Origin of the sequence: Aeromicrobium sp. 9AM, from assembly GCF_902506105.1 — a bacterium.
Taxonomy (GTDB): domain Bacteria; phylum Actinomycetota; class Actinomycetes; order Propionibacteriales; family Nocardioidaceae; genus Aeromicrobium.
Genome location: NZ_LR733304.1, coordinates 333,449 through 356,871 on the forward strand (window position 1 = coordinate 333,449; position 23,423 = coordinate 356,871).

24 protein-coding genes are annotated in these 23,423 nt (G+C 69.1%); 13 read left to right on the top strand and 11 right to left on the bottom strand.

Going from position 1 to position 23,423, the window contains the following annotated elements; genetic code table 11:
* Positions 1 to 5 precede the first annotated feature (5 nt).
* From pstA to BOSE46_RS07720, 4 genes are all read right to left on the bottom strand, one after another.
* Positions 6 to 1,070 carry a phosphate ABC transporter permease PstA gene (gene pstA, locus BOSE46_RS07705; RefSeq protein WP_159539683.1) on the bottom strand — a complete coding sequence of 355 codons (1,065 nt, stop codon included), beginning with the start codon at positions 1,068 to 1,070 and terminating at the stop codon, positions 6 to 8.
* The gene (gene pstC, locus BOSE46_RS07710; protein ID WP_159539684.1) at positions 1,070 to 2,017 is read right to left on the bottom strand and encodes a phosphate ABC transporter permease subunit PstC; all 948 of its coding nucleotides are present in this window, start codon (positions 2,015 to 2,017) and stop codon (positions 1,070 to 1,072) included. The genes pstA and pstC overlap by 1 nt, the downstream gene beginning before the upstream one ends.
* Before the next feature lie 93 nt (positions 2,018 to 2,110).
* Complete coding sequence (pstS, locus tag BOSE46_RS07715) at positions 2,111 to 3,202, bottom strand: phosphate ABC transporter substrate-binding protein PstS (protein ID WP_159539685.1); 1,092 nt, start codon at positions 3,200 to 3,202, stop codon at positions 2,111 to 2,113.
* A gap of 139 nt (positions 3,203 to 3,341) precedes the next feature.
* Positions 3,342 to 4,229, bottom strand: a complete 888-nt coding sequence (locus tag BOSE46_RS07720; RefSeq protein WP_159539686.1) for an NUDIX hydrolase — start codon at positions 4,227 to 4,229, stop codon at positions 3,342 to 3,344.
* Between the two features lie 44 nt (positions 4,230 to 4,273).
* Between BOSE46_RS07720 and BOSE46_RS07725 the strand changes: the two genes are divergently transcribed.
* Positions 4,274 to 5,365 (top strand): hypothetical protein, encoded by a 1,092-nt coding sequence (locus BOSE46_RS07725; protein ID WP_159539687.1) that lies wholly within the window; start codon positions 4,274 to 4,276, stop codon positions 5,363 to 5,365.
* 114 nt (positions 5,366 to 5,479) lie between these two features.
* Here BOSE46_RS07725 and BOSE46_RS07730 read toward each other — a convergent pair whose 3' ends face one another.
* Entirely contained in the window at positions 5,480 to 7,600 is a 2,121-nt protein-coding gene (locus BOSE46_RS07730; protein WP_201299573.1) for an RNA degradosome polyphosphate kinase, read from the bottom strand.
* A gap of 82 nt (positions 7,601 to 7,682) precedes the next feature.
* Here BOSE46_RS07730 and BOSE46_RS07735 point away from each other — a divergent pair, with 82 nt between their 5' ends.
* On the top strand, positions 7,683 to 8,726 hold the full coding sequence (locus BOSE46_RS07735; protein ID WP_159539689.1) for an alpha/beta hydrolase: 1,044 nt from the start codon (positions 7,683 to 7,685) through the stop codon (positions 8,724 to 8,726).
* Positions 8,727 to 8,861: 135 nt separating this feature from the next.
* Here the strand turns inward: BOSE46_RS07735 and mshD are convergent, their stop codons facing one another.
* Genes mshD through BOSE46_RS07750 form a run of 3 tightly spaced genes read right to left on the bottom strand, consistent with a single transcriptional unit; the run spans position 8,862 to position 11,864 of the window.
* Positions 8,862 to 9,695: a mycothiol synthase gene (gene mshD, locus BOSE46_RS07740; protein ID WP_159539690.1), complete on the bottom strand. Its 834-nt coding sequence runs from the start codon at positions 9,693 to 9,695 to the stop codon at positions 8,862 to 8,864.
* Positions 9,692 to 11,116, bottom strand: coding sequence for a carboxyl transferase domain-containing protein (locus BOSE46_RS07745; RefSeq protein WP_159539691.1), 1,425 nt, complete (start codon positions 11,114 to 11,116; stop codon positions 9,692 to 9,694). Before BOSE46_RS07745 ends, mshD begins: the two co-directional genes overlap by 4 nt.
* A 40-nt stretch (positions 11,117 to 11,156) precedes the next feature.
* Positions 11,157 to 11,864 carry a response regulator transcription factor gene (locus BOSE46_RS07750; RefSeq protein WP_159539692.1) on the bottom strand — a complete coding sequence of 236 codons (708 nt, stop codon included), beginning with the start codon at positions 11,862 to 11,864 and terminating at the stop codon, positions 11,157 to 11,159.
* Between the two features lie 135 nt (positions 11,865 to 11,999).
* Between BOSE46_RS07750 and BOSE46_RS07755 the strand changes: the two genes are divergently transcribed.
* The 8 genes from BOSE46_RS07755 (at position 12,000) to BOSE46_RS07790 (ending at position 18,193) form a co-directional block, all read left to right on the top strand.
* Positions 12,000 to 12,266 (top strand): MoaD/ThiS family protein, encoded by a 267-nt coding sequence (locus tag BOSE46_RS07755; protein WP_236551658.1) that lies wholly within the window; start codon positions 12,000 to 12,002, stop codon positions 12,264 to 12,266.
* A gap of 37 nt (positions 12,267 to 12,303) precedes the next feature.
* Complete coding sequence (locus BOSE46_RS07760) at positions 12,304 to 13,113, top strand: hypothetical protein (RefSeq protein WP_159539693.1); 810 nt, start codon at positions 12,304 to 12,306, stop codon at positions 13,111 to 13,113.
* Between the two features lie 42 nt (positions 13,114 to 13,155).
* Positions 13,156 to 13,584: a co-chaperone YbbN gene (locus tag BOSE46_RS07765; protein WP_159539694.1), complete on the top strand. Its 429-nt coding sequence runs from the start codon at positions 13,156 to 13,158 to the stop codon at positions 13,582 to 13,584.
* A gap of 247 nt (positions 13,585 to 13,831) precedes the next feature.
* Positions 13,832 to 14,269 (top strand): DUF4395 domain-containing protein, encoded by a 438-nt coding sequence (locus tag BOSE46_RS07770; RefSeq protein WP_159539695.1) that lies wholly within the window; start codon positions 13,832 to 13,834, stop codon positions 14,267 to 14,269.
* Between the two features lie 76 nt (positions 14,270 to 14,345).
* A complete protein-coding gene (locus tag BOSE46_RS07775) occupies positions 14,346 to 15,194 on the top strand; it encodes a sulfurtransferase (protein WP_159539696.1) in 849 nt (282 codons plus the stop codon).
* Positions 15,194 to 15,490, top strand: a complete 297-nt coding sequence (locus BOSE46_RS07780) for a DUF1416 domain-containing protein (RefSeq protein ID WP_056211478.1) — start codon at positions 15,194 to 15,196, stop codon at positions 15,488 to 15,490. The genes BOSE46_RS07775 and BOSE46_RS07780 overlap by 1 nt, the downstream gene beginning before the upstream one ends.
* Before the next feature lie 253 nt (positions 15,491 to 15,743).
* Positions 15,744 to 16,337 (top strand): LPXTG cell wall anchor domain-containing protein, encoded by a 594-nt coding sequence (locus BOSE46_RS07785; RefSeq protein WP_159539697.1) that lies wholly within the window; start codon positions 15,744 to 15,746, stop codon positions 16,335 to 16,337.
* Between the two features lie 71 nt (positions 16,338 to 16,408).
* Positions 16,409 to 18,193 carry a DUF4012 domain-containing protein gene (locus tag BOSE46_RS07790; RefSeq protein ID WP_159539698.1) on the top strand — a complete coding sequence of 595 codons (1,785 nt, stop codon included), beginning with the start codon at positions 16,409 to 16,411 and terminating at the stop codon, positions 18,191 to 18,193.
* A gap of 7 nt (positions 18,194 to 18,200) precedes the next feature.
* Here the strand turns inward: BOSE46_RS07790 and BOSE46_RS07795 are convergent, their stop codons facing one another.
* Positions 18,201 to 19,319 carry an LCP family protein gene (locus tag BOSE46_RS07795; RefSeq protein WP_159539699.1) on the bottom strand — a complete coding sequence of 373 codons (1,119 nt, stop codon included), beginning with the start codon at positions 19,317 to 19,319 and terminating at the stop codon, positions 18,201 to 18,203.
* Between the two features lie 69 nt (positions 19,320 to 19,388).
* A complete protein-coding gene (dtd, locus tag BOSE46_RS07800) occupies positions 19,389 to 19,811 on the bottom strand; it encodes a D-aminoacyl-tRNA deacylase (RefSeq protein WP_159539700.1) in 423 nt (140 codons plus the stop codon).
* Between the two features lie 49 nt (positions 19,812 to 19,860).
* Between dtd and BOSE46_RS07805 the strand changes: the two genes are divergently transcribed.
* From BOSE46_RS07805 to BOSE46_RS07815, 3 genes are read left to right on the top strand one after another with little or no spacing between them, the layout of a single operon-like run.
* A complete protein-coding gene (locus BOSE46_RS07805) occupies positions 19,861 to 20,355 on the top strand; it encodes an FABP family protein (protein WP_159539701.1) in 495 nt (164 codons plus the stop codon).
* Positions 20,348 to 21,301 carry a folate-binding protein YgfZ gene (locus tag BOSE46_RS07810; protein ID WP_159539702.1) on the top strand — a complete coding sequence of 318 codons (954 nt, stop codon included), beginning with the start codon at positions 20,348 to 20,350 and terminating at the stop codon, positions 21,299 to 21,301. Before BOSE46_RS07805 ends, BOSE46_RS07810 begins: the two co-directional genes overlap by 8 nt.
* The gene (locus BOSE46_RS07815) at positions 21,301 to 21,843 is read left to right on the top strand and encodes a low molecular weight phosphatase family protein (RefSeq protein ID WP_159539703.1); all 543 of its coding nucleotides are present in this window, start codon (positions 21,301 to 21,303) and stop codon (positions 21,841 to 21,843) included. The genes BOSE46_RS07810 and BOSE46_RS07815 overlap by 1 nt, the downstream gene beginning before the upstream one ends.
* A 103-nt stretch (positions 21,844 to 21,946) precedes the next feature.
* Here BOSE46_RS07815 and BOSE46_RS07820 read toward each other — a convergent pair whose 3' ends face one another.
* Entirely contained in the window at positions 21,947 to 23,302 is a 1,356-nt protein-coding gene (locus tag BOSE46_RS07820) for a polysaccharide biosynthesis tyrosine autokinase (protein ID WP_159539704.1), read from the bottom strand.
* Positions 23,303 to 23,423 lie beyond the last annotated feature (121 nt).

Below are 23,423 nucleotides of genomic sequence, written 5' to 3' on the forward strand. Positions count from 1 at the left end.
TGAACTCAGCGCTCGCCCTTGGGCGAGAAGAAGTAGGAGACGAGGCGGGCGATGAGGTTGAGCAGCATCACGATGACCAGCAGCACGAGGGCGGCGCCCCAGGCGCGGTCGATGCTGAACTGCGGCGGGATGCCGGGGTTGCGCTGTGATGCGAACGCAAAGACCGGCAGTGATGCCATGCGCCCGTTGAACAGGTTGAAGTTCACCGAGTCGGTCGTGCCGACGATGATCAGCAGGGGAGCGGTCTCGCCGATCACGCGGGCGATCGACAACGTGATGCCGGTGACGATGCCGGCGAGGGATGTCGGCAGGACGACCTTGGCCACGGTCCGCCACTTCGGCACGCCGAGTGCGTACGACGCCTCCCGCAGCTCGTTGGGCACGAGCTTGAGCATCTCCTCGGTCGAACGGACGAGAATCGGGATCATCAGGACCGACAGGGCGACCGAGCCGCCGATGCCCATGCGGACGCCTTCACCGAAGAACAGCACGAAGAGCGCGTACGCGAACAGTCCGGCGACGATCGACGGGATGCCGGTCATGACGTCGACCAGGAACCGGATCCAGCGGGAGAGCCGGTTGCCCTCGGCGTACTCGACGAGGTAGATCGCGGCGAAGATGCCGATCGGGATCGAGATGACCGCAGCGGCGCCGGTGATCAGCAGCGTGCCGACCAGGGCGTGGTAGATGCCGCCACCCTCGCCGACGACGTTGCGCATCGAGTAGGTGAAGAACTCCGCCGACAGGACCTTGCTGCCCTTGCTGATGACGGTCCACAGGATGCTGAACAGCGGGAACATCGCGAGCGCGAACGCGGATGTCACCAAGGTCGTGACCAGCCGGTCGGTCGCCTTGCGGCGGCCCTCGACGGCGGCGGACCACAGCGGCAGAACCATGCAGATGAGCCAGGCGACCAGTGCGGCCTCCAGCAGGTTGGCACCGACGGCGTACGCGGCCGCGGCACCGAGGAGCCCGGCCGCGATGACGGCCCGCGGACCCCAGGTCGGCAGCTGCGCGCCGTAGAGCTCGCGCGAGACGTCGACGGGCGGCGGAGTGAGGGTGGTCGTCATCAGTTGGCTCCGGAGAATTCCTTGCGGCGGTCCACGATGGACCGGGCGGCGAAGTTGACGAGGAAGGTGATCACGAACAGCACCAGGCCGCTGGCGATCAGGGCGTTGACGCTCTTGCCCGTCGCTTCGGCGAAGCCCAGGGCGATGTTGGCGGCGATCGTGCTGGGGTTGTCGCTGCCGATGAGGTTGGCGGTGACCGTGCCGACGCCGACCGAGAGCACCATCGCGACCGCGAGGGTCTCACCGAGGGCGCGGCCGAGACCGAGCATCGCGGCCGAGACGATGCCGGAGCGGGCGTACGGGAAGATCGCGAGCCGGGCCATCTCCCAGCGGGTGGCGCCGAGGGCGAGGGCGGCCTCTTCGTGCAGGCGCGGGGTCTGCAGGAAGATCTCCCGGCAGATCGCGGTCATGATCGGCAGGATCATGACCGCCAGCACGATGCTCGCCGTCAGGATCGTTCGCCCGGTTGCCGAGGCGGGGCCGAAGAACGGCAGGAACCCGAGGTGCTCGTCGAGCCATGCGTAGAACGGGACCATTCGTGGTGCGAGGAACCCGATGCCCCACAGGCCGTAGACGACGCTCGGGACGGCGGCGAGCAGGTCGATCAGGTAGCCGAGACCCTGGCCGAGCTTGCGTGGTGCGTAGTGCGAGATGAAGAGGGCGACACCGATCGCGACCGGCACCGCGATCAGCATGGCAATGGTCGCGGCGACCAGCGTGCCGAAGACGAGCGGCCAGACGTACGGCAGGAAGCTCTTGCCGCTCTTGACCTCGTCCGGGTGGGCGGTGATGCCGGGGATGCCTTGCACCGTCAAGAAGATCGCGACGCCCGCGAGGATGACGAGGATGAGAACTCCCGCACTCAGCGAGAGCCCGGAGAAGATGCGGTCGCCGGGGCGGCGGATGACCGTGTTCTTCCCGGGAGCCGGGGCCTGCGTGCTGGTCACAGGTGGTGCCTTTCAGGGGATGGAGGGACCGGAACCCGGCCCTTGAGCCTGACGGAAGGACGTGCGCCCTTCCGACAAGCTCACGGGTCGGGGTCAGCTGGCCTTGATCGTCTCGATCGCGGCCTGGACCTTCTTGCCGAAGTCCGCGGTGAGCGGAGCCGATCCGGCGGTGTCACCGGCGGCCTTCTGGCCCTCGGGGCTGGCGACGTACGTCAGCCATGCCTTGATGAGGGCTGCGTCCTTCGCGGGCGCCTGGCAGGCGATCTGGTACGACGCCAGGACGATCGGGTAGACGCCGGCCTCGGTCGAGGTGCGGTCGATGTCGATCGCGATGTCCGTGGCGGCGCGTCCGGCGACAGCCTTCGAGGTGTCGAGCACCTTGGCGGCAGCCTCAGGCGTGGCGGCGTTGAACGTGTCGCCCACCTTGACCTTGGCCTGGCCGAGGTCGCCGGCCTGGCTCTCGTCGGCGTAGCCGATCGTGCCCTTGCCGCTCGTGACGGCAGCCACGACGCCCGAGGTGCCCTCGGCAGCCTCGCCGCCCTTGACCGGCCACGTCTGTCCGGGCTCGGCGGTCCATGCGCCCTCAGCAGCCTTCGACAGGTAGTCGGTGAAGTTCTGCGTCGTGCCCGAGTCGTCGGAGCGGTGCACCGCCGTGATCTTGGTGCTGGGCAGCTTGGCGTCGGGGTTGTCGGCCTTGATGGCCGCGTCGTCCCACGTCGTGATCTTGCCGGCGAAGATGTCGGCGATCGTCTTCGGAGTCAGGTTGAGCTCCTTGACGCCGTCGAGGTTGAAGATGACGGCGATGGGGCTGACGTAGACCGGAACCTCGACGACGTCGCCCTTGCACAGGGTCTTGGCCTTGGCGAGCTCGTCGTCGTCCAGGTAGGCGTCCGAGCCGGCGATCGACAGGCCGCCGGCGAGGAACTGCTCGCGGCCGGCGCCGGAGCCGGCGGGGTCGTAGTTGACGGTGGCGTCGGGGTTCGTGGTCTGGAAGGCCTTCTTCCAGGCAGCCACAGCGGCTTCCTGGGCGCTGGATCCGCCGGCGTTGAGCGTGCCGGAGACCTTGCTGCCGGAGCCGGTCGAGTCCGAACCGTCGGATTCGTTGCCTGCACCGCAGGCGCTGAGGCCGAAGGCGAGTGCGAGCGCGGCCGCGGGGGCGGCGAGGCGCAGTGAGTTGCGGTTCACGGGGGGTCCCTCTCTGGGATTCTTTAGATGCTTACGTCCCGTGACGCTATGAGCCGCAGATGTATCGATGTCCGACCGAGGGTGAACGCGCGGTGAACGGTGATGTAACGGTCGAGATGACTTCCGGTGGTTTTGCCTGTCAGGGCAGCTTCTCGGTCGCGATGACTGCGCCCTTGCGATGGTGAACGACGATGGCCTCGCCGGTCGCCAGCTCGTGCACGTCGGTGCCGATCGCGTCGAAGATCCACGGCAGCGTGGGCCGGTGCGAGCACAGCACGACGGGCTTCTTGCGGTCCAGCAGGGCAGCGACCGATCGGGTGACCTGGGCGGCCCGGGTGTCCTCGGAGAGCCGGTCGTCGATCTCGAGGAACGTGATGATCGAGTGTGCGTACGGCTCCACCGTCTGCGCGCAGCGTACGGCCGGGCTGCTCACGACTCGGCGCGCCCCGTAAGCGGCCAGCAGCGGCACGAGGGCGCGGGCCTGCTCGATGCCGACCGGCGTCAGCGGGCGTTCGAGGTCGTCGTCGTAGTCCGCGCGGGACGCGGCCTTGCCGTGGCGCAGCACGATCAAGGTGCGAGCGCGATGGCCCTGGCGCTCGCGCAGGCTGCGGAAGTCCTCCAGCACCTGGATGTCGTGGGGGTACGTCAGCAGCTCGCGGGCCTCGCGGACGCCGACCCAGCGGAGCTCGTCGACCTCCTTGTTGGGCTTGAACGGCTCGTCGGCGCCTGACCCGATGGCGCGGGCGGACCAGTAGTCGACCACCTTCGTGCCGTTCGCGACCTGGTAGCGGACCTGGACGAGTGGCGGCCCGAGGCGTACCCGCAGGCCGGTCTCCTCGGCGATCTCGCGCACCGCGGTGGCCTGCAGCGCCTCACCGGGATCGACCTTGCCCTTGGGGAAGGTCCAGTCGTCGTACGACGGCCGGTGCACCACCAGCACGTCGACCCGCGGCTCCGAGCGACCGGATCCGGCTCGCTTGCGCCAGACGACTCCGCCCGCGGCGTTGATGATCCGTTCACTTGCCATACGCGTATTCTCCCCTGAGAAGATGGCCGGCGGATGAAGGAGACATGGACGGGATGCGACTCCGGTTCGTCATGGTCTCCGTCCTGGCCCCCCTGCTCGTGATCGCGGTGGCGATCGTCGGGGCCCGATGGGTCGGTGACGAGGTGGCCGCCGACAGCCGCTCGGCCATGACGTCGGCACTCGACTCGCTGCCGGCCGACACCCAGGTCGCCGGTTTCACGGACTGGTCGCGGGTCCGCCAGGCACTCCGGCTGGGTGGATCGAAGTCCGCGTCGGCCAGGGCGGCGCTGACTGATGACGCCTCGTTGCGCGACCTGTCGACCCGCTCGGTCATCGGCCAGCACACCGAGGAGATGCACGACGCGTACGGCTGGTCGGTGGCGGACCTCGACTGGGAGGCGTACGGGCAGGCGAAGGACGGGTCCGTGATGGTCGGCAAGCTCGACGACTCGGTGTCGTTCGCGTCCGTACGGGCGCACCTCGGCAAGCTCGGCTATGCGGACGACGACGGGGTGTGGACGATCGACGCCGACAACAACAGCACCGTGAACCCTGAGCTGGCGTCGACGCTGGCGGCCGTCACGCTGGTGCCCAGCCTGCGCCTCGTGGTCGCAGCGGACCGGGCCCCGTACGCATCCGCGGTCCTGGAGACGATCCACCGCGACGCGCCGTCGCTGTTGAGCGTACGAGCCGCCGCCGACGTGGCGGACACGCTCGCGGGAGCCGACAGCGTGCTCCTGCAGACCGGGTCGTTCACCTGTCAGTCCGCGTCGCTCGACGACGCCGGTGCCGACGTCAAGGCCCAGGCGCGCGCCGCGATCGACCGGGCCGGCGAGCTGGTCGAGCCGACGTACGCGGGTCGCGCGCTCGACGCCGGGTCGCGGACGAGCGAGACCATGCGCTTCGCCTTCGGTTTCCGCTCGCCGTCGGTCGCCGCGCGCCAGCTCCAGGTGCGCCGGGCGCTCGCCTCCGGCCCGTTCATCGGGCGCTCCGGGCAGCTCGAGGAGTCGCTCGTGCTGCGGTTGTCAGCGGTGCGGGGGAGTGCTGCCGTGCTGCGCTTCAGCCACGACCCGGACAGCACGGCGTACATGGGCGCCGACGGCCCCCTGCTCTTCGCCGGCTGCCCGTTGCCCTAGCAGCGACCACCCGCTCCCTAGTGAGGCCGCCTGCGGCCGAACGGGAGCGAGCTCTGCGAGCGAAGGGCGGTGCCGTCGCAGGCTCGCTCACGCACCCCAACCACCGAGGTCGGCTCAGCGGCTGCGGCGGGCCCTTGCGCGATCGATCAGCACGGACTGCAGGTCGGACGAGCCCACGTGCCGGTCCCACTGCCCGTCGGCTCCGAGGTGCCACGAGGTGGTCTCCGGATCGACCGACCGCGCCAGCAGGTCACCGAGCTGTTCGGTGTGCGCGGCCGACGGCACGCGTACGAGCACCTCGACGCGGCGGTCGAGGTTGCGGTGCATGAGGTCGGCCGAGCCCATCCACGCCTCGGGCTCGCCGCCACCGGCGAACCAGTAGATGCGGCTGTGCTCCAGGAAGCGGCCGAGGATGCTGTGCACCCGGATGTTGTCGCTCAGGCCGGGCACGCCGGGCCGCAGGGTGCAGATGCCGCGGATCACCAGGTCGACCTGCACACCGGCGCGCGACGCCTCGTAGAGCTTGTCGATCACGGCCTCGTCGACGAGGGAGTTGACCTTGATGCGTATGCCCGAGGGGCGGCCGGCCGCGTGGTGGGCGATCTCGGTGTCGATGCGCTCGACGATGCCGTCGCGCAGCCCTGCGGGGGCCACCATGAGCCGGCGGTAGGAGAAGTCCTGCGCGAACCCGGAGAGGTTGTTGAACAGGTCGGTGAGGTCGTGCGTGATGTCGGGGTCGGCGGTCAGCAGGCCGAAGTCCTCGTAGAGCCGCGCGGTCTTGGGGTTGTAGTTGCCGGTGCCGATGTGCGCGTAGCGGCGCAGCCCGTCGGGCTCGTCGCGGACGACGAGGGCGAGCTTGCAGTGGGTCTTGAGGCCGACCAGGCCGTACACGACGTGGCAGCCGGCCCGCTCGAGCTTGCGCGCCCAGCGGATGTTGGCCTGCTCGTCGAAGCGCGCCTTGATCTCCACGAGCACCAGGACCTGCTTGCCGGCGCGTGCGGCGTCGACCAACGAGTCGATGATGGGGGAGTCGCCCGACGTGCGGTAGAGCGTCTGCTTGATCGCCAGGACGTGCGGGTCGGCGGCGGCCTGCTCGATGAAGCGCTGCACGCTCGTGGCGAACGAGTCGTAGGGGTGGTGCACCAGCACGTCGCGCTTGCGCAGCGCGCTGAACAGGTCGGCGGGCTTGGACGTCTCGACCTCGGCGAGGTGCTCGTGCGTGCCCGGCACGAACCGGTCGTAGCTGAGCTCGGGCCGGTCGAGGTCGGCGATCTCGTTGAGGCTGCGCAGGTCGAGCGGTCCCCTCAGGCGTACGACCTCGTCGACCTTGATGCCGAGCTCCGAGACGAGCAGGTCGAGCACACCGGGGTCGATCGACTCCTCGACCTCCAGACGTACGGGCGGGCCGAACTTGCGGCGCAGCAGCTCCTTCTCGAGTGCCTTGAGCAGGTTCTCGGCGTCGTCCTCCTCGACCTCGAGGTCCTCGTTGCGGGTCACCCGGAAGGCGTGGTGGGCGATGAGCTCCATGCCGGGGAACAGCAGGTCGAGATGGGCCGCGATGACCTCTTCGAGGGGGACGAAACGGCCGGCGTCGGCCTCCATCCAGCGGTTGATGATCGGCGGCACCTTGACGCGGGCGAAGTGGTCCTTGCCGGTCTCGGGGTTGCGCATCACGAGGGCGAGGTTGAGCGACAGGCCCGAGATGTAGGGGAACGGGTGGGCCGGGTCGACCGCCAGGGGCGTCAGGATCGGGAAGACCCGATCGCGGTAGAGCGCGCTGACCTGCTCCTGCTCGGTGGGGCGCAGGGAGTCCCAGTGCAGGAGCTCGATGCCGTTGGCCGCGAGGGCGGGCACGAGCTCGCGGTGGTACGTCTCGGCGTGCGCGACCATGAGCTCCTGGCTCGCCGCGAGGCTGCGCGTGAGGACGTCGCGCGGGTTGAGGCCGCTGGCCGAGGGCACCGCGACACCCGCGGCGATGCGGCGCTTCAGGCCGGCGATGCGGACCATGAAGAACTCGTCGAGGTTGCTGGCGAAGATCGCCGCGAAGCGTACGCGCTCCAGCAGCGGCAGCGCGTCGTCCTGCGCCAGCTCGAGGACCCGGGCGTTGAAGGCGATCCAGGACAGCTCGCGGTCGAGGAAGCGGTCGAGCGGCAGCACACTCTCCGCGGGGTTGAACGGAGGGTCGACGTCGAACTCGTCCGGTGAGGCGGGCGCCTCCAGGTCGGCGACGGCCATGTCATGAGTGTCCACATGTCTACTTTGGCAGGCGAAGATGAACGCGGATTGAACAAACCGGCGATGCGCTACCTTGTCGACCATGTCGCTCCTGGCCCAGCTGGTCGGCTCTGCTCGCGGGGTCACCGCCCGCTCGCTCCTCGCGCTGCCGCGGCCGGTGGTCAGGCGCCTGGCCGGAGCGCCCGTCGTGATCGACGGCCGGACCCTGGACCCCGAGATGCAGCTCCTGCTCCGCCTCCAGCGCATCGAGGGGCCCGCCGTCGAGACCCTGCCGATCCGCAAGGGCCGGGCCAACGTGGTGTCGGCCACTGCTGTCGCCGGTGGCAGCCAGCCGATCGGCGCCGTCACCGACCGGACGATCGACGGCCCCGGAGGGCCGCTCACGCTGCGCTTCTACACGCCGCGTGGACTGACCGGCGACGCCCCGGCGCTGGTGTTCTTCCACGGCGGCGCGTGGATCTACGGTGACCTCGACAGTCACGACCCGACGTGCCGGTTCCTGGCGGAGGAGGCCCAGGTGAGGGTCGTCGCGGTCGACTACCGACTGGCGCCCGAGGCGACATTCCCTGCGGCGTTCGATGACGTGTGGGCCGCCTGGACGTGGGTCACCGAGCACGCCAAGGGCATCGCGATCGATCCCAGCCGCATCGCGGTGGGCGGCGACAGCGTCGGTGGCGGCCTCGCCGCGCTGGTCGCGCAACGCGCGGTTGGTGAGGAGGGGATCAAGCCGGCCTTCCAGCTGCTGATCTACCCGGTGACGGACGTGGCGGGGACGAGCGCCAGCCGCACGACGTACGCCGAGGGGTTCTACCTCACCAAGGCGTTCATGGACCTCGGCGGGGAGAGCTACCTGCGCGGCGACGAGGACCTGGCCGACCCGCGGCTGTCCCCGCTTCCGCAGGACGTCACGGGCGTCGCGCCGGCCTATGTGGTCACCGCGGGGTTCGACATCCTGCGCGACGAGGGCAAGGCGTACGCCGACAAGCTACGCGCGGCCGGTGTGCCGGTCGAGTACGTCTGCGAGGACGGCCTGATCCATACGTTCGTCAACATGGTGGGTGTCGGCCGCTCCGCCCCCAAGGCGGTGCGCCGCGCCGCCGCCGCCCTCCAACGCGGCCTCTCCTGACGCTGACGGGTCACTTTTGGCCCGGTGACGGGTCAGAAGTCGCCCGGTGACGGGTCAGAAGTGGTCTGCCGTCCGGGCAGGAAGTGACCCGTGAGTGGTCCAAAAGCGACCCGTCACCGGGCGAAAAGTGACCCGTCAGCCGACGGCTGAATAGAGGACGTCCTTCTTCCAGTCCTGGAAGCCGAGGTTGCGGTAGACCTTGAGGGCCGGGGCGTTGTCACCCTCGACGTAGAGGTCGACGATCGGCAGGCCCTGCTCGTACATGTGGCGCAGCCCGCGAGCCGTGAGCGCCGTGCCGAGGCCGCCACCCTGCGCGTCCGGGTCGATGCCGACGACGTAGACCTCTCCACTCATCGCTTGTCCTGAGCCTGTCGAAGGGACCTTGGTCCAGTGGAACCCGACGATGCGCCCGTCGCGTTCGGCGACGAACAGCCCAGCGGGATCGAACCACTCTGTCGACGTACGCCGGGCGAAGTCCGCAGCGTCCATCGCACCCTGCTCCGGGTGATGGGCGAACGCGCGCGCGTTGACCGCGATGACCTGGTCGGCATCAGCAGGGGCGTACGAGCGGATCGTGATGCCATCCGGTACGCGCTCGGGCTCCGGGGCGCCGTCGAACGTCAGGCGCAGCACGAGCAGGATGCGCTCGGCGACCAGTCCCGCTGCAGCGGCCAGGGCCTGTGCGCCAGGGAGGTCACCGTGCGCCCAGAAGCGGTCCTCACCGTCGGCCATGAGCTCGTCGAGGATGCGACGGCCCTTGCCGGCTCGTCGGTGTGCGGGGTCGACGACGATCTCGACCGGCGCATCGCCCACGGCGTACGCCGCAGCGGAGATCGAGCCGTCGGACTCGGTCCGGTGCACCAGCACCCGCGGGCGCGAGCAGTCTCTCAGGGCGAACAGGCTGGCCTCGTTGAACGGCTCGACGCCGTCGGCCTCGGCGGCCCGTTCGGCCAGCTCGAGGATGCTCATCGTGCCCTCAGCGCCACGAGCTGGGACCCGACCTCGGCGGCGATCGCCCGCGCCAGCTGCTCCGGGGTGTCGCCCTCCGGCTCGGCGACGAGGTGGTGCACCGTGCCGTTCTCGAACAGGTCGATCGCGCTGACGCGCTGCGCCTCGGCCATCTCGGCGGCATGGTCGAGGTCGCCGTGCACGATCGCGCTGGCGCCCTCGGGCGGCAGCGGTGACAGCCAGGCGTTCTCGGCGGCGATCACGACGTCGGCGGGAAGCAGCGCCAGGGCGCCACCGCCGCACCCCTGGCCCAGGATCACCGACACCGTCGGCACCCGCATGGTCGACATCCACGAGATGCACCGGGCGATCTCGCCGGCGATCGCGCCTTGCTCGGCCTCGGGCGACAGCTCGGCACCGGGGGTGTCGATGAACGACACCAAGGGCAGTCGCAGCTCGTTGGCCAGCCGCATCCCGCGGCGCGCCTCGCGCAACGCGGCCGGCCCCATGGGCTTGAAGCGGGTCTGGGTCGTACGGTCCTGGCCGATCACGATGCACGGCTGGCCGTCGATCCGGGCCATCGCGACGATCATGGCGCTGTCGCGCTCGCCCTTCTCGGTGCCCTGCAGGCGCAGCGTCGCGTCGCTGCCGTAGCGCAGCACCTCGCGTACGCCCGCGCGTTGCCGGGCCCGCGTGATCTGGATCGACTCCCAAGCCGAGCGCTTGCGGGTGACCTCGCCCGTGCGCAGCTCGCGGGTCTGCGGCGTGGGCGGGTCGATCAGCAGGCTGAGCGCGCGGTCGACCAGGAGCGGCAGCTCGTCCGGCAGTACGACGGCGTCGATGATGCCGCGATCGGCGAGGTTCTCGGCGGTCTGCACGTTGGGCGGGAAGGGGCGGCCCTCCATGAGCTCGTAGACCTTGGGGCCGAGGAACCCGATCAGCGCTCCGGGCTCGGCGACCGTGACGTGGGCCAGGGATCCCCACGACGCGAACACGCCGCCGGTCGTCGGGTGCCGCAGATAGATGAGGTACGGCAGTCCGGCCGCGCGGTGATCCATGATGGCGCGGGAGATGTCGACCATGTGCACGAAGGCGGGCGTGCCCTCCTGCATACGGGTGCCGCCGGAGGCGGTGGTCGCCAGCAGCGGTAGTCCTTCAGCCGTCGCTCGGCGCACTGCCGACACGATCCGCTTGGCGGCGGCCTGCCCGATCGATCCGGCGAGGAACCTGAACTCGTTGACCAGCACGGCCACGGGCCTGCCATGCATCAGCCCGCGTCCGGTCAGCACCGACTCGTCGGTGCCGGCCCGTTCGGCCGCCGCGATGAGCTCCTGCTGGTACTTCGGGTCGAGCCCGGAGTGGTCGACCGGCTCGTCCCACGACTCGAACGATCCCTCGTCGAGCACGAGGTCGAGGAGACCGCGGGCAGTCAGATGAGCCATGCGCTCATCTTCGCAGGACGCCCGCGCTCCGGGGCAGCGGCTACGCGTCGGCCGTGTCGCGTGCCGGCTCGGTCTTGGTCGCGACGAAGCGGTAGCCGACGTTGCGCACCGTGCCGATGAGCGTCTCGTTGTCGGTGCCGAGCTTGGCACGCAGCCGGCGTACGTGGACGTCGACCGTGCGGGTGCCGCCGAAGTAGTCGTAGCCCCACACCTCCTGCAACAGCTGCTGGCGGGTGAAGACCCGGCCGGGGTGCTGCGCGAGGAACTTGAGCAGCTCGAACTCCTTGAACGTCAGGTCGAGCGTGCGGTTCTCGAGCTTCGCGGTGTAGGTCGCGTCGTCGACGACGAGCCCGCTCGAGGAGATGACATGGCTCTCGTTGTCGCCGTCGAGCGTTGCCGCGATGCGCCCGATGCCGAGGCGCAGACGGGCCTCGAGCTCGGCCGGGCCGGCAGTCGTGAGGATGACGTCGTCCATGCCCCAGTCGGACGCGGCAACCGCCAGGCCACCCTCGGTCAGGATGAGGATCAGGGGGCACTCGACGCCGGTCGTACGGATGACGCGCGTGAGGCTGCGGACCTGCGCGAGGTCATGGCGCCCATCGACCAGCACTGCGTCACAGGGTGGCGCGTCCAGCAGGGCGCTCGCCTCTGCGGGCAGGATCTTGACGTGGTGCGGCAGCAGCGCGAGCGCGGGCAACACCTCGACCGACGACTGCGTGCTCTTGGTGAGGAGGAGCAGGTGGGACATGAGGATCCTTCGGTGCCGCGTGAGTTAGCCGGGTCGTTCTGGGTCCAGATATGGAAAAAGGCCATGGTGAAACACCGTGGCCTCGTTGCATGGTCAACAATACGTCATGTGTCGGAGCAATTGCCACGAGGTGACGTGAATGAGAATGACGTCACAGTCCACTACTGGGCCTCTGCGCGCTCGGCCGCGGGCATGGCGGAGGAGCAGGTCCCGGCCGGCACCCTCGCCGACCTGCTCGACGAGATCAGCCGTCGCCACCGCGACCGCGACCGCTTCGACGACGTGATCGCCACGTGCTCGATCCTCGTCGGCGACACGCCGGTCGGCGCGCGGGAGCCGGCCACGATCTCGCTGCACGCCGGAGACACCGTCGAGTTCCTGCCCCCGTTCGCCGGCGGTTAGCGAGCGACCGTCGCGGGCCTACTGGCATCATGCGGGGGTGCCACGCCTCGGATCGACCTTGCTGACTCTCGCGCTCGCCGGGGTCATCACCTTGGCGGCGTACGCCGATCCGGTCTTCGTCGGCGCGGCTGTCGTGCTGGTCCAGGTGCTGATCGCCCTCGCACCGAGTGCGGTCGACCCGTCGGGTCACTCCATCCGCTCCCCACACTTCGTCGCGGCCCTGAGCGGCGGGCTCGTGGCCACGGCCATCACGCTCGCCCCCGACCTGCTCAACGGTGCCGACGGCACCTCGAGCGACGTGGTCGGCGCCACCGACAACGGGATGCTGGCCGGGATCCTGCCGGCGATAGCCGTGTCGCTGTTCGTGGCCCTGATCGCCCAGATGCTGCGCAAGGACGGTCGCCCCAACCTCGTCCCGTCGACCGCGTACGCCGTGACCCTCGGGACCTTCGCAGCGCTGACCGCAGGCTGGATCGGCGCGGCCCAGTCGCTCGGCGAGGCCGAAGCCGTCGCGGTCGGTGCCGGTGGTCTCGCGGCCGGGATGCTGGTGTGGCTCATCCCGATCGACCGGTGGATCTGCGCGTCGGCAGCCGTCCTGGCCGGCGCGGCCGGGGGAGCGGCGGTCGCGATCAGCGTCGACTCGACCCTGACCTGGATCTTCGGCGTCGCCGTCGGCTCGGCGGCCGCCCTGTTCGGCGTGCTCGGTCAGGTGCTCGGCCGGGCCTGGGCACGAGGACGTAGTACGCATGCCTCTGCGGGCTGGGGGTTCCCCGGTGCGCTGTCGATCGCGCTGGCCGCGCCGCTCGTCTATGTCGGTGGCCAGCTCGTGGGTGCGCCCGGCCTCTGAGACGCCCCGGGTCGACTGGGTCTCCGAACGTACGCTGGAGGCATGGCTGGAATCGTGGCGCTCCTCGCCGCCGTCGTGCTGACGGCGGTCGTGGCGTGGCTGCTCAAGACGAGGAACGGCCGGTTCGCCGAGCAGCCGCCGCGCGCTGATCGGTCCGGGCTCACCGCTGACGACATCGGCACCGAGCTCGGCGAGCGCGCGACGCTCGTCCAGTTCTCGAGCGCCTTCTGCAGCCCGTGCCGGGCGACGCGCGTGCTGTTGACCGACATCGCGGCCAAGGTCGACGGGGTCGTGGCGGTCGACATCGACGCCGAGGAGCACCTCGACATGGTGCGCAGGTTCGGCATCATGCGTACGCCGACGGTGCTCGTGCTCGACGCCGACGGCGCGATCTCGACCCGCGCGTCAGGCCTGCCGCGCCGCGAACAGGTGCTTGCTGCACTCGGTCAGGCTGTCGGCGGCCCGCGATAAATCCCTGCGATAGCAGTGGTCGCGCCAACATGTGGGACAAACGTCCACATGATGAGACCGGGGAGTGAATAACCGCGGACCTGTCCCTACTCTTGGACCCATGCTTGAGACGACACACCTGACGAGGCGGCGCGCAGTCGACAACTGCCGCACGCGCTCCTCGCTGTGTCGAATGCGCTGACACCTTTCGTCCGTCAGTTCCCGCACGCCCAGGCCATGCCGGGTGGTGCCCCAGCGCAGGAGCAACATGTCCCAACCCGCACACGTGGACCCTCGTGGTCTGCGCGTCGTCGCCGGCATCACCGCCGTCGTCCTCGCGCTGGTGCTGATCACCCCGCGTCCGCTCAGCGTCGCCCTGCTCGCGGTCCAGGTCGCGGTCTTCGCGATCTCGGCACTGGTCAGCCTGCAGGCATCGCCGTACGCGGTGTTGTTCGCCAAGGTCGTGCGTCCCCGGATCGGCCCGCCCGCCGAGCTCGAGGACGCCCGCCCGCCGCGGTTCGCGCAGGTCGTCGGACTCGGCTTCACCGCTGCCGCCCTCATCGCCTTCCTCGCGGGAGCGACGACGGTCGGCTACGTCGCCACGGCGTTCGCACTCGTGGCTGCCCTGCTCAACGCATCCGTCGGCCTGTGCCTCGGATGCGAGTTCTACCTCGCGCTGCGCCGGTTCACGCCGGCTCGCGCCTGACAACTTCATCCGCCGCACCGAACACGCACTGTCTCATCAACCAACGCCCATCCCGGGCACACAACGGAGGTACAGCATGAGCCGCGAATCCGCGCTCGTCACCGCAGACTGGGTCGAGGAACACCTCAACGACTCGTCGGTCGTTCTCGTCGAGGTCGACGAGGACACCGAGGCGTACGACAAGGGGCACATCCCCGGTGCCATCAAGCTCGACTGGAAGGGTGACCTCCAGGACGGCGTCCGCCACGACTTCGTCAGCAAGGACAAGCTCGAGGCGCTGTTGTCGGCCAAGGGCATCGGCAACGACGACACCGTCGTCTTCTACGGCGGCAACAACAACTGGTTCGCCGCGTACGCGTACTGGTACCTCAAGTACTACGGCCACGACAACCTCCGTCTGCTCGACGGTGGCCGCAAGAAGTGGGAGCTCGACTCGCGTGAGCTGACCACCGAGGTCTCGGACCGGCCCGCCACGACGTACGTCGCCAAGGACGCCGACGAGTCGATCCGCGCGTTCCGCGACGAGGTCATCGCGTCGATCGGCACCAAGAACCTGATCGACGTCCGCAGCCCCGACGAGTACGCCGGACGCCTGCTCGCCCCGGCGCACCTGCCGCAGGAGCAGGCCCAGATCGGCGGTCACATCCCGACCGCCGGCAACGTGCCCTGGAGCAAGGCCGCCAACGACGACGGCACGTTCCGCAGCGACGAGGAGCTGAAGGCCCTCTACGCCGACGCCGGTCTCGACGACGCCAAGGACACCATCGCCTACTGCCGCATCGGTGAGCGCAGCTCGCACACGTGGTTCGTGCTCAAGGAGATCCTGGGTCACGAGAACGTCAAGAACTACGACGGGTCGTGGACCGAGTACGGCGCCCTCCGTGCCGTGCCGGTCGCCCTCGGCGACGAGCCGGGTGTCGCCTGATGTGCGGCGCGATCAAGGGCGGCCCCTCGCTCGAGGGTGTGGACGTCGCCAACGAGGCCGTGATCCAGGGCATCGTGACGCGTGACGGCCAGCCGGTCGGCAACGCGTACGTCCGGCTGCTCGACCGCACGGGTGAGTTCACCGCCGAGGTGCCCACCTCGGCGACCGGGCAGTTCCGGTTCTTCGCCGGTCCCGGTGAGTGGACGCTGCGCACGCTGGCTCCCAAGTCGATCTCGGTCGACAACGCCGTGACCGCCGCCAAGGGTGTCGTGGCCGAGGTTGCCGTCGCGGTCTGACGTCGAACAACAACGCCAAGAGGCGCATCCGGCTCCGGCCGGGTGCGCCTCTTGCGTGCTGTGACGAGGGTTACGGAGCTGTTCACATGTTGTCGCGATGAGATGGGTCACAGAACCGCTCCGCCTGCGGTACGCTTTGGAACGTAACGGACTGTCTGTGACGCTCGTTAAGAGTGCGTCGTGGATTTTCAATCCGCGACGCGTAACACGCAGCACAGCACCATTGAGACTCGGAGCCCACTGGGAGAGCGTCATGATCAAAGTTCGGCTTGTTGCCGCGGCAGCCATTGCGGCAGTAGCGACCCTGATGTCGTCAGGTGCCGCTCAGGCATACCCCGACATCCCCAACGTGACGCTGACGATTCCCGACTCGGTGCTCGTCGGTGGCAACACGTTCACCTACAAGGCGTCGGCGGACGTCGACTGCCAGTGGACGATCAGCTACCCCGAGGCCGTCAACGGCAGCGCGACGCAGACCGGCAACGGCAAGACGCTCTCGGGCACCTACGACACCAAGGTCGTGTCCAAGACCTTCAAGTCGCCGATCAAGGCCACCTGCAAGTACGACGACAACGTCCCGGTAGTCGCCAAGGTCGTCACGTCCAACGACGTCACCCCCGCGGTCTACTCGCCCGCCGACAGCGCTCAGACGCTGCAGGCGGCCATCCAGAGCGCCAGCGCCTCGGCCACCGTCACGCTGCTCCCCAAGGGTGGCGACAAGAACGACGATGGTGCACTGCCCGACACCGGTGGCTCCAACCTCTGGATCCTCGTCCTCGGCGGCGCACTGATCGTGGCTGGTGGTGGCGTCACCTACGTCGCACGTCGCCGTCACTCGACTCACTGACCTCGAGCATCAGCAGCATCATGCACGCTCCTTTCGGGGGCGTGCATGATGCCGTTTAGGGAGCAGAGCTCATGAGTTCCACTCGGCAGCGTGGACGCCACCACGTTCGGTGGTACCGCAAGATCACTCCTGGCCACGTCGTCATCCTCGGCATGGCCGTGGTGCTGCTGTTCCTCGTCTACTTCGGGATCCAGGCCGCTCGCGCGAGCTCGTCGCTGAAGCTCGCGGCGAGCCAGGCGGAGGTGCTCCAGAGCCAGATCGTCTCCGGCGACGACGTCTCTGCCAAGGCGACGCTCAAGGAGCTGCAGGAGTCGACCGCCCGGGCCGACCAGATCACGGGTGGCGGGATGTGGAAGCTCGGCGCCAAGCTGCCCTTCTTCGGCGACAACGTCGAGGCCGTGCAGACGGTGGCGCGGGTGACCCACAACATCTCGACGGATGCGCTTCCGCCCGTCGTGGAGCTCTCCAACAAGATCAACCTCAACACCTACAGCCCGCGCGGGGGCAAGGTCGACATCAAGGCCATCGAGGAGATCTCGCCCAACGTCGGCAAGGTCGTCACGGCGTTGACCGCGGCCCGCAAGGAGCTCCGAGGCATCGACGCGAACTCGCTCCTGCTGCCTCTGCGTGACCCGGTCAGCACGATCCAGGAGAAGGTCGGCAGCGCCACGGCAGCAGCCGACTCTGCGAACCTCGCCGCCAAGCTGCTGCCCGACATGCTCGGCCAGAAGGGGACCCGGCGCTACCTGCTCATGGTGCAGAACAACGCCGAGATCCGCTCGACCGGCGGCATTCCCGGGTCGATCGCGATCCTGAAGGCCAAGAACGGCAAGCTCTCGATGGGCTTCCAGGGGTCCTACCAGGACCTCAAGCAGTTCACGAAGCCCGTCCTGCCCATGACCAGGAACGAGGACCGGGTCTTCCCGCCGACCCTGGTCACGAACCTGCTCGACACCACGATCACCCCTGACTTCCCTCGGACCGCCGAGATCGTGACGGCGATGGTCGAGAAGGGGCTGGACACCAAGGTCGACGGCGTCATCTCGGTCGATCCGGTGGCCTTGAGCTATGTCCTGGCCGGCACCGGCCCGGTCGCGCTGACCAAGACCGCCATCATCGACCAGAACAATGCGGTCGAGCTGCTGCTCAGCCAGACGTACCTGCTGCTCAAGGATCCCGAGCAGCAGGACGGCGTGTTCGAGCTCGCGGCGCGCAAGATCTTCGACGTCGTCAAGGCGGGGCGCGGGGAGCCGCGGCTGGTGATCGACGGTCTCGTCAGGTCCGCCAGGGAGAACCGGCTCATGGTCTGGTCGACCCACAAGTCCGAGCAGGCGCTCCTGACCCCGTCGGCGCTGTCGGGGCAGCTGAGCGGCAACGGCGGGCGGGTGCCGCACGTGGGTCTCTACATCGGCGACGCGGCCTCGACCAAGATGGAGTACTACCTCGACTACAGCACCTCGTTGGCGGTGGGCAGGTGCCTGCGCGGCGACGTCCAGGAGCTCACGACGACGACCGACCTGTCGTCGCGCGCGCCGGAGAAGCTGCCCAAGTCCGTCACCGGCGACGGGAAGTACACGCCGCGGGGCACGATGCGCCTGCTCCTGCGCTTCTACTCCCCGTACGCCGGGGGGTTCACCTCGGTCAAGGTCGACGGCAAGGACCAGACCGTCTACGCCGACACGCACCGTGGCCGCAACGTCACCAAGGTCCTGCTGACGGTGCACCCGCACCAGTCCTACAAGATCACCACGAGCATGATCTCCGGACCCGGTGAGGACGGCGACCCGGTGTTCTCCACGACGCCCGGGGTCGATCCCACCCCCAACGACATCGAGGTCAAGTCGGCCTGCTCCTGACCTCGGGTCAGTCGACGTCCTTCTTGAGGACGTCGTCGGGGTACTTCTTGAGGTATGCCCGCAGGTTGTCCTTGCGGAACGCCGTGAACAGCTCGGTGGTCTTGGCCTCGTTGAGCCGCACGATGCTGCCGTAGACCGGGACCGTCTCGGTGCCGGCGACGGGAGCGGACAGGAAGTAGACGTCCCGGGTGTGCATGCCGCGCAGGGAGAGCGCCAGCCCGCGCATGGCGCCACCGGACCACTCTGAGTCGACCGTGAGGTTCTTGGTCAGCGCCTTGACGGTGTTGATGAGCTTGACCGGGTTGCGGGTGACGCCCTTGCTGAGGATCTTGCTCATGAGCGCACGCAGGAAGTTCTGCTGTCGCGCGATGCGATCGAAGTCGCCGCGCAGGAGACCGTGGCGCTGGCGGACGTACTGGAGGGCCTTCTTGCCCTTGAGGTTGTAGTCGCCGGCCTTCCACTGCACGTGCTGCATCACGTCGTAGGTGTCGTCGGGGATGTGCACCGGGACGCCGCCGACGGCCGTCGACAGGTCCTTGAAGCCCTCCCAGTCGATGATCGCGACGTGCTTCATGCGCAGGTTGGTCAGGTGCTCGACGGTCGACACCGCGCCGATGGGGCCGTACTCGGAGAACGCGGCATTGATCTTGGCCTGGCCCTTGGGGTTGCCCTCGGAGTCGTAGATCGTGGTGAGGGTGTCGCGGGGGATCGAGGCGAGGAAGGCGTACTTACGGTTGGCCGTGATGTGCACGATCATCAACGTGTCGCTGCGGTACTTGCCGGTCGGCCACTTCTCAGCCTTGGCATCCTCCGACAGTGAGGTGTTCTCGGACTCGCCCGCGATCTTCTTGCCCTTGTCCGAGCCCAGCAGCAAGATGTTGAGCGCGTTGCCCTTGTCGGGATCGGGGCGCTCCTTCTCCTTCAGCTTGGTCTCGGGGAGCTTGTCGACGGCGCCGAGCTGCTTGTTGAGCATGTAGGCGTACGCACCGGTGACGCCGATCCCGAGGCTGACGACGACCCCGAGGGTCACCAGGGCGAGGAACGTCTTGCGGTGGCGTCGGCGGAACTTGTCACCATCCGCGCGCCGCTTGCCGGCATCGCGATAGTTGCCGAGCCTGCCTGCCATCGTGCTCCGTCCTCAGGGAATCCCGTCCATTCTGCCGGGTCGCGGCAAGGCGGCCAAGTTGATCAGCCGTCAGAGGTCCAGGACGAGGGTCGTGGGGCCGTCGTTGGTGAGAGAGATGGCCATGTCGGCGCCGAAGACGCCTTGGGCGACGTACGCGCCCAGGTCGCGCAGGGCGGAGCAGAAGTGTTCGTAGAGCGGTTCGGCGACCGGTCCCGGTGCGGCGGCCGTCCAGGTCGGCCTGCGCCCCTTGCGGGCGTCGCCGTAGAGCGTGAACTGGCTGACGACGAGCAGCCCGGCACCGAGGTCTGCTGCCGACTTCTCGTCACGCATGATGCGCAGGGTCCAGATCTTGGCGGCCAGGCGTTCCGCGACCTCGGCGGTGTCGTCGTGCGTGACGCCGAGCAGCACCATCAGCCCGGTGCCGATCTCGCCGACCGTCTCAACGCCGGCGTCGACGCGCGCCTGGGTCACTCGTTGCACAACCGCTCTCATGCCGGTCACAGTAGTCGGGCCTCGCGCACAGCCCCCGTAGACTGGAGACATGCCGTTCGAGATCCCGTCCGACCTCCACCCCGACCTGATGCCGGTCGTGTGGTTGCTCGGCACGTGGCACGGCGACGGCCACGGTGACTATCCGACGATCGAGCCGTTCACGTTCGAGCAGGATGTGGTCTTCGCGCACGACACCCGCCCGTTCCTGCACTACTTCAGTCGTACGTGGATCACCGACGACAAGGGCGAACGCGTGCGGCCCGGCGCCCTCGAGACCGGGTTCCTCCGTCCTGTGGGGGACGGGCAGCTCGAGCTCGTCCTCGCCCACCCCACCGGCTACGCCGAGGTCTGGTACGGCCAGGTCGACGGCCCCAGGGTCACGCTGGCGACCGACATCGTCGCGCGTACGTCGACGGCCAAGGAGTACACCGCGGGACAACGGATGTACGGCCTCGTCGAGGGCGACCTGATGTACGCCTACGACATGGCGGCCGAGGGCCAGGAGATGCAGTCGCACCTGTGGGGCAGGCTCGCCCGTGTCTAGCCCGCTGCTGGACCTGCACGGCGCCGTCGGCGGCGATGCCCCCGACCAGGCCGTTGCCGCGCACTACGGCGCGATCTCGGCCGAGCAGCGCCGCCTCGTCGAGGGGCACACGTTCGTCGACCTCTCGCACCGCGACGTCGTGACGATCACGGGTCCCGACCGCTTGAGCTGGCTGCACTCCCTGACGACGCAGTTCCTGGAGAACCTAGCCCCCGGCGTGGCGACCGAGGTGCTGCTGCTGTCGCCACAGGGGCGCATCGAGCACGGCTTCTCCGGCGTCGACGACGGCGAGACGTTCTGGGCGCACACCGAGCCCGGTGCTGGTGCGGCGCTCGTGGAGTTCCTCGACCGTATGCGCTTCATGCTGCGCGTCGAGGTCGCGCTCGTCACCGACGACTGGGCCGTCATCGGCCTGCCCGGGCAGCAGTGGGAGCTTCGCCCGCGCGCATCCCTCGCCGACCTGCCGGCCGACCTCGGCGACCCCGTGGGCCTGTGGGCCTGGGAGGCCGAGCGCATCGAGGCCGGCCACGTACGCATCGGCCTCGACACCGACGACAAGACGATCCCCAACGAGGTCGGGCTGCTCGGCGTCGCCGTGCACCTCGACAAGGGCTGCTACCGCGGCCAGGAGACCGTCGCGCGGGTGCACACGCTGGGTCGGCCGCCGCGCCGGCTCGTCCGGCTGCTGCTCGACGGCTCGGTCGACCATCTCCCGGCGCACGGCTCGGACGTCACGCTCCCTTCGACAGGCTCAGGACAAGCGGGACAAATCGTCGGATTCGTCGGCACCGCGGCTCGGCACCACGAGCTGGGACCCATCGCGCTCGCCGTGATCAAGCGCAACGTCGACCCGGCCGCGACGCTGCTGGCGGACGGGGTCGCGGCCAACCAGGAAGTGCTCGTCGACCCCGAGGCCGGACTCCACGTACGACCGGTCCTCAACTGATGTCCGCCCATCGCTTCGCGATCCTTGCGGTCTGCACGGCCAACATCTGCCGGTCACCCATGATCGAGGCGCTCCTGCGGGCCCGGCTCGACAGCGACCGGTTCGAGGTGGCGAGCGCCGGCACCCGTGGCTGGGACCGCCAGCCCATGGACGCCATGGCGGCCATGGAGCTGCTGCGCCTCGGCTACTCGGCCGAGACCTTCCGGTCGCACGCGATCGACACCTACCTCGTCGACTCGGCCGACCTGATCCTCACCGCGACGCAGGCCCATCGCGCCGACGTCCTGGGCCTGAATCCTCGCGCGCTGCGGCGGACGTTCACGCTCCTGGAGTTCGCCGCGCTCTGCGAACGAGTCGACGGCGCCAACGCGCAGGCCCTCGTCGCCGAGGCTGCACGCCAGCGCAGCAACGCGCCTGCCGACATCGACATCGGTGATCCCTACCGGCGCAGCCCCGACATCCACCGGGCGACCGCCGACCAGATCGACGACGCCGTGCAGAGCATCAGCGAGCGCCTTAACGCGCTCGTCGTCGTGGGCTAGCTGTGCCGTTGGTCTATCGGCTCACCACGCCTCGCACCTGACGCCTCCGGCGTGGCGCGCTCACGCTCCGCTGGCGCGCCTCAGCGTTCGGCCGCGGGCGGCCTCAGCTTCGGCGCTTGCCGCCGGCGGCCTTCTCGAAGTACTCGGGTCCATAGCCGTACCCATATCCGTAGCCGTACCGCGACAGCTCCTTGACCGGCGACATGCTGAGCACCGTGCCGAGCAGCCTCGCGCCGACCGAGCGCAGGCGTTCGGTCGCGGTGCGGACCTCATCGAGCCCGGTCTCGCCGTGCTTGACGACGAGGATCGCACCGTCGGAGATCGACGCCAGCAGCGAGGCGTCCGTGACCGGGAGCAGCGGTGGCGCGTCGATCAGCACGACGTCGTAGCGATGACGCAGGTCGGACACGAGCGAGCGCATCGCGCTGGTCTGCAGGATCTCGGACGGGTTGGGCGGCAGGGCGCCGCTCGCGAGCACGTCGAGTCCCGGCGTCGCCACCTGCTGGAGGGCCACGTCGAGGGCGACCCGCCCCACGAGAACCGTGGTGAGGCCGACGGACTTCTCGATGCCGAGGTACTCGCTGATCCGCGGGCGGCGCAGGTCGCCCTCGACGAGCCCGACCTGCGAGCCGGCCTGCGCCAGCGCGATCGCGAGGTTGCAGGCTGTGGTCGACTTGCCCTCGCCGGCCAGCGAGCTCGTGATCGTGATGACCTTGTTGTCCCGGTCGATGTCGAGGAACTGCAGGTTGGTGCGCAGGATGCGGACGGCCTCGAACCGCGGATGATGCGTGCCGAGAGACGTGATGAGCGGGGTCTGTACGGCGGAGCGGTCGTAGGCGATGGCCCCGAGGACCGGCGCGCCCGATGCCTCCTCGAGCTCAGCCGGGCTGTGGATGCCTCGGTCGTACGCGTTGCGGACGGCGGCGACCACCAGTCCGGCGAGCAGGCCGAGGATGGCCCCCAGCAGGAGCCACGGCAGCTTCGCGGGGCTCGAGGGATCGGTCGGGGTGGCAGCCTCGTCGACGACCGACGCCGTGAGGTCGGTGTCCTGGGCTTCGAGCCACGCCACGAACGCCTCGGCGGCTGACTGGCTCAGGTCTGCGGCCTGCTGACGGCGGGTGCTGTCGGCGGTCACCCGCAGGACGGACGTGTCGTCCAGGACCCTCGCATCGAGATGACGGTCGACCGAGCCAGTGCTGCCCGGGAGCCCCAGGTCCTCGACGACCCTGGCGGCGATGCTGCGGCCGCCCAGCACGTGGGCGTACGACTCGATGGTGCGCTCGGCGACGGCAGACGTGCTCTGCTTGGCCGGCGGCACGACCAGGACATCCGCGTGCGCCGAGTAGTGCTGAGTCGCCAGGTTGAGGTAGGCCACCGCCGCGCCGACGCCGACCAGTGTCAAGAGGATGATCGACGGCCACCTGCGGGCGATCGCCTTGACGAGGTGACGTTGACTCACCGATCACTCCTGATGACGGGGGCGGACCTTCCACCGGAAGATTACGACACCCAGTCGCCGACTCGTGCCACATCGGACAGTCTGCAGACATTCGGACGTAACCCGCGAGCGCCAAAATCGT

Coding starts and splice junctions, on each gene's coding strand:
- pstA (WP_159539683.1), bottom strand. CDS start 1,070: ATGACGACCACCCTCACTCCGCCGCCCGTCGACGTCTCGCGCGAGCTC.
- BOSE46_RS07720 (WP_159539686.1), bottom strand. CDS start 4,229: ATGGCAAGTGAACGGATCATCAACGCCGCGGGCGGAGTCGTCTGGCGC.
- BOSE46_RS07725 (WP_159539687.1), top strand. CDS start 4,274: ATGGACGGGATGCGACTCCGGTTCGTCATGGTCTCCGTCCTGGCCCCC.
- BOSE46_RS07730 (WP_201299573.1), bottom strand. CDS start 7,600: ATGGCCGTCGCCGACCTGGAGGCGCCCGCCTCACCGGACGAGTTCGAC.
- BOSE46_RS07735 (WP_159539689.1), top strand. CDS start 7,683: ATGTCGCTCCTGGCCCAGCTGGTCGGCTCTGCTCGCGGGGTCACCGCC.
- mshD (WP_159539690.1), bottom strand. CDS start 9,695: ATGAGCATCCTCGAGCTGGCCGAACGGGCCGCCGAGGCCGACGGCGTC.
- BOSE46_RS07745 (WP_159539691.1), bottom strand. CDS start 11,116: ATGGCTCATCTGACTGCCCGCGGTCTCCTCGACCTCGTGCTCGACGAG.
- BOSE46_RS07750 (WP_159539692.1), bottom strand. CDS start 11,864: ATGTCCCACCTGCTCCTCCTCACCAAGAGCACGCAGTCGTCGGTCGAG.
- BOSE46_RS07765 (WP_159539694.1), top strand. CDS start 13,156: ATGGCTGGAATCGTGGCGCTCCTCGCCGCCGTCGTGCTGACGGCGGTC.
- BOSE46_RS07770 (WP_159539695.1), top strand. CDS start 13,832: ATGTCCCAACCCGCACACGTGGACCCTCGTGGTCTGCGCGTCGTCGCC.
- BOSE46_RS07775 (WP_159539696.1), top strand. CDS start 14,346: ATGAGCCGCGAATCCGCGCTCGTCACCGCAGACTGGGTCGAGGAACAC.
- BOSE46_RS07780 (WP_056211478.1), top strand. CDS start 15,194: ATGTGCGGCGCGATCAAGGGCGGCCCCTCGCTCGAGGGTGTGGACGTC.
- BOSE46_RS07785 (WP_159539697.1), top strand. CDS start 15,744: ATGATCAAAGTTCGGCTTGTTGCCGCGGCAGCCATTGCGGCAGTAGCG.
- BOSE46_RS07790 (WP_159539698.1), top strand. CDS start 16,409: ATGAGTTCCACTCGGCAGCGTGGACGCCACCACGTTCGGTGGTACCGC.
- BOSE46_RS07795 (WP_159539699.1), bottom strand. CDS start 19,319: ATGGCAGGCAGGCTCGGCAACTATCGCGATGCCGGCAAGCGGCGCGCG.
- dtd (WP_159539700.1), bottom strand. CDS start 19,811: ATGAGAGCGGTTGTGCAACGAGTGACCCAGGCGCGCGTCGACGCCGGC.
- BOSE46_RS07805 (WP_159539701.1), top strand. CDS start 19,861: ATGCCGTTCGAGATCCCGTCCGACCTCCACCCCGACCTGATGCCGGTC.
- BOSE46_RS07815 (WP_159539703.1), top strand. CDS start 21,301: ATGTCCGCCCATCGCTTCGCGATCCTTGCGGTCTGCACGGCCAACATC.